Source organism: Kitasatospora sp. NPDC059973, from assembly GCF_042737525.1.
Lineage (GTDB): Bacteria > Actinomycetota > Actinomycetes > Streptomycetales > Streptomycetaceae > Kitasatospora.
In genome coordinates, this window is sequence record NZ_JBHWUI010000148.1 from 16,966 (window position 1) to 20,236 (window position 3,271).

General features: G+C 75.3%; 1 protein-coding gene and 1 pseudogene. Both read left to right on the forward strand.

What is annotated here, in order from left to right; all coding sequences use genetic code 11:
- Positions 1-2,197 (forward strand): annotated as a pseudogene (locus ACFWA9_RS30525) (hypothetical protein); the annotation flags it as partial.
- Positions 2,198-2,304: 107 nt separating this feature from the next.
- Positions 2,305-3,234 carry a cellulose-binding protein gene (locus ACFWA9_RS30530; protein ID WP_218201876.1) on the forward strand — a complete coding sequence of 310 codons (930 nt, stop codon included), beginning with the start codon at positions 2,305-2,307 and terminating at the stop codon, positions 3,232-3,234.
- The last annotated feature ends 37 nt before the right edge of the window (positions 3,235-3,271 follow it).

Sequence of the window (3,271 nt, forward strand, 5' to 3'; positions counted from 1 at the left end):
CGCCGCCGAACTCACCGAGCGCACCGCCGCCGAGACCACCGCGCTCCGCGAAGCCGCCGAGGCCCACGCCGACCGGCTCCGCACCGAAGCCGAACGGACCGCCGCCGAACTCACCGAGTACACCGCCGCCGAGACGGCCCGTCTGCGGGCGGAGGCCGAGGAGGCGCTGGAGGCCGCCCGGGCCGCCGCCGAGCAGCGGACGGCCGAGGCCGAGGCCGCCGCTTCGGCGCTGCGCGAGCGGGCCGAGGCCGATCTGGCCCTGGCCTCCGAGCAGGCCGAGACCGTCCGGGCCGAGGCCGGCCGGGAGCTGTCCGAGGCGCGTGCCACCGCCGAGTCGATCCGCGCCGAGGCGCGGGCGGTGCTGGAGCGGGCCGGCGTCGAGGGCGAGGAGCTGACGGCCGCGGCCAGGGCCGAGGCCGCCGAGCTGGTCGCCAACGCCGAGGACGAGGCCGCCGAGGTCCGCCAGTCGGTGGCCGGGATGCACGAGGCCGCGTCCCTGCAGATCGCCGAGCTTCGGGCCACCGCCGAGCGCGAGGCCGCCGAGGTCCGCCGGGAGGCCGAGCAGGCCGCCGCCGAACTGCGCGACACCGCCGAGCGGGAGACCACCGAGCAGCGCGCGCTGGCCGACCGGGAGACCGCCGAGCTGCGCGAGCGCACCGCCCGCGCGATCGCCGAGCAGCACGAGACCGCCGACCGGGAGACCACCGAACAGCGGGCCCTGGCCGACCGGGAGACCGCGGACCTGCGGGCCCGGACCGCCGCCGAGACGACCGCGCTGCGCGAGCAGACCGAGCTGGAGCTGGCCGGCGAGCGCCAGGCCGCCGAGGCAGAGCTGGCCCGCCGCCGCGCCGAGGCGCAGGCCTACGACGAGCAGCTGCGCGCCGAGGCCGAGGCCGAACTGCACGCCGCCCGGGAGAACGCCGAGCAGCAGCGCGCCGCCGCCGAGGACCGGGCCGCCCGGACGGTGGCCGCCGGCGAGGAGCGGGCCGCCGCCACGATCGCCGAGGCCGAGGAGTTCGCCGCCGCGCTGCGGGCCGAGGCCGAGGAGTACGCGCTGGCCACCCGGTCCCTCGCGGACGACTACGACGCGGACACCCACGCCCGCGCCGACGCCTTCGACGCGGAGATCCGCGAGGCCGCCGAGCATTTCGACAAGGCCACCCGCGAGCAGGCCAAGTCCGTCCTGGAGCGGGCCTTCGCCGACGCCGAGGCGCTCGGCGAGGACGCCCAGACCACCGCGCTGGCCACCACCGCCGCCGCCGAGGAGCAGGCGGACGCGATGGTCGCGGCCGCCCGCAAGGAGGCCGACCGGCTGGTCGCGGCCGGCGAGGCGGCCGGGCAGGCCGCGGTCGAGAAGGCCCGGGCCGACGCCGACGCCCTGCTCTCCGAGGCCCGCCGGGACGCCACCGCGATCCGCGAGCGCGCCGAGGAGCTGCGCGAGCGCACCGACGCCGAGGTGGAGGCCCTGCACGAGCGCGCCCGCAAGGAGAACGCGCAGGCGATGAAGTCGGCCGGCGAGCGGGTGGACGCGCTGGTGACGGCCGCCCAGGAGCAGCTGACCGAGGCCGAGGAGCAGGCGGTGGCCGCCGTCGCCGAGGCCGAGGAGCGGGCGGCGGCGCTGATCGCGGCCGCCGAGGAGCACGCCAACGAGCTGAACTCGCGGGCGTCCGCCGAGGCCAGCAAGGTCCGGATCTCGGCCGTCCGCAAGGCCGAGGGCCTGCTGAAGGAGGCCGAGACCAAGCTGGCCGACTCGACCGACCGCGCCGAGGCCCTGATCATCAAGGCCGAGGCCAAGCTGAAGTCCGCCCAGGAGGAGTCCGAGGAGCGGATCGAGACGGCGGCGGCCGAGGCGGAGAAGCGCCTGCGGACCGCCGACGAGGCCGCCGACGAGCAGATCGAGCTGGCGAAGGCGGAGGCCGAGCGGGTGCTCGCCGAGGCACGGACCGAGGCGAAGCGGGTCACCGACGAGGGCCGGCGCGAGCTGGACGAGCTGGTGCGCCGCCGCAAGGACATCAACACCGAGATCTCCAGGGTGCAGGACGTGCTGTCCGCGCTGGAGGCGTTCGAAGCACCGTCACCGGTCGTGCAGGCAAACGGGGGAAGTACGAGCAAGAAAGACGGGGGGGCCAAGGCGGGTGCCGGAGTCGGCTCCCCCCGGTCGGGTGGCAATCGTTCCGGCAGCGCACCACCCGATTGAGCGGACATTCTCCGCGAGACAACGGCATTTCGCCGACGACACTCCGGTACCGTGTCAGGATTCCCTCAACCACCTCAGCGGTTTGACGACAGGAAGCCCAGAACCCCATGAGCGACAGTCACTCCCCTCACGGCTTCGACCTGGTGCGCCGTGGGTACGAGCGCGCCCAGGTCGACGAGCGGATCACCAAGCTGGTGGCCGACCGTGACAGTGCCCTGACCCGGATCAGCGCGCTGGAGAAGCGCATCGAGGAGCTCCACCTGGAGACCCAGACCGCGCAGGCGGCGGTCACCGAGGCGGAGCCCTCCTACGCCGGTCTCGGCGCCCGGGTCGAGAAGATCCTGCGACTCGCCGAGGAGGAGGCCAAGGACCTGCGCGACGAGGCGCACCGCGCCGCCGAGCAGCACCGCGAGCTCGCCGAGGCCGCCGCCCAGCAGGTCCGCACCGAGGCCGAGAACTACGCCAAGGACCGCAAGGCCAAGGCCGAGGACGAGGGTCTGCGGATCGTCGACAAGGCCAAGAGCGACAGCGCCCAGCTGCGCGCCGAGGCCAACAAGGACGCCCAGAACAAGCGCGAGGAGGCGGACGCCCTCTTCGAGGAGACCCGCACCAAGGCCGCCCAGGCCGCGCTGGAGTTCGAGACCAACCTGGCCAAGCGCCGCGAGCAGTCCGAGCGCGACCTGGCCGCCCGTCAGGCCAAGGCCGAGAAGCGCCTGGCCGAGATCGAGCACCGGGCCGAGCAGCTGCGCCTGGAGGCCGAGAAGCTGCGCACCGACGCCGAGCGCCGCGCCCGCCAGACGGTGGAGACGGCCCAGCGCCAGTCCGAGGACATCGTGGCCGACGCCAACGCCAAGGCCGACCGGATCCGCAGCGAGTCCGAGCGCGAGCTGGCGGCGCTCACCAACCGCCGCGACAGCATCAACGCCCAGCTGACCAACGTCCGCGAGATGCTGGCGACGCTGACCGGCGCGGCCGTGGCCGCCGCCTCGCTGCCGAACGACGACACCATGGGCGTGCCCGCCCAGCAGTCGCGCTGACGCCGCGGCAGGACGGGCCCCCACCCTTGCGGGTGGG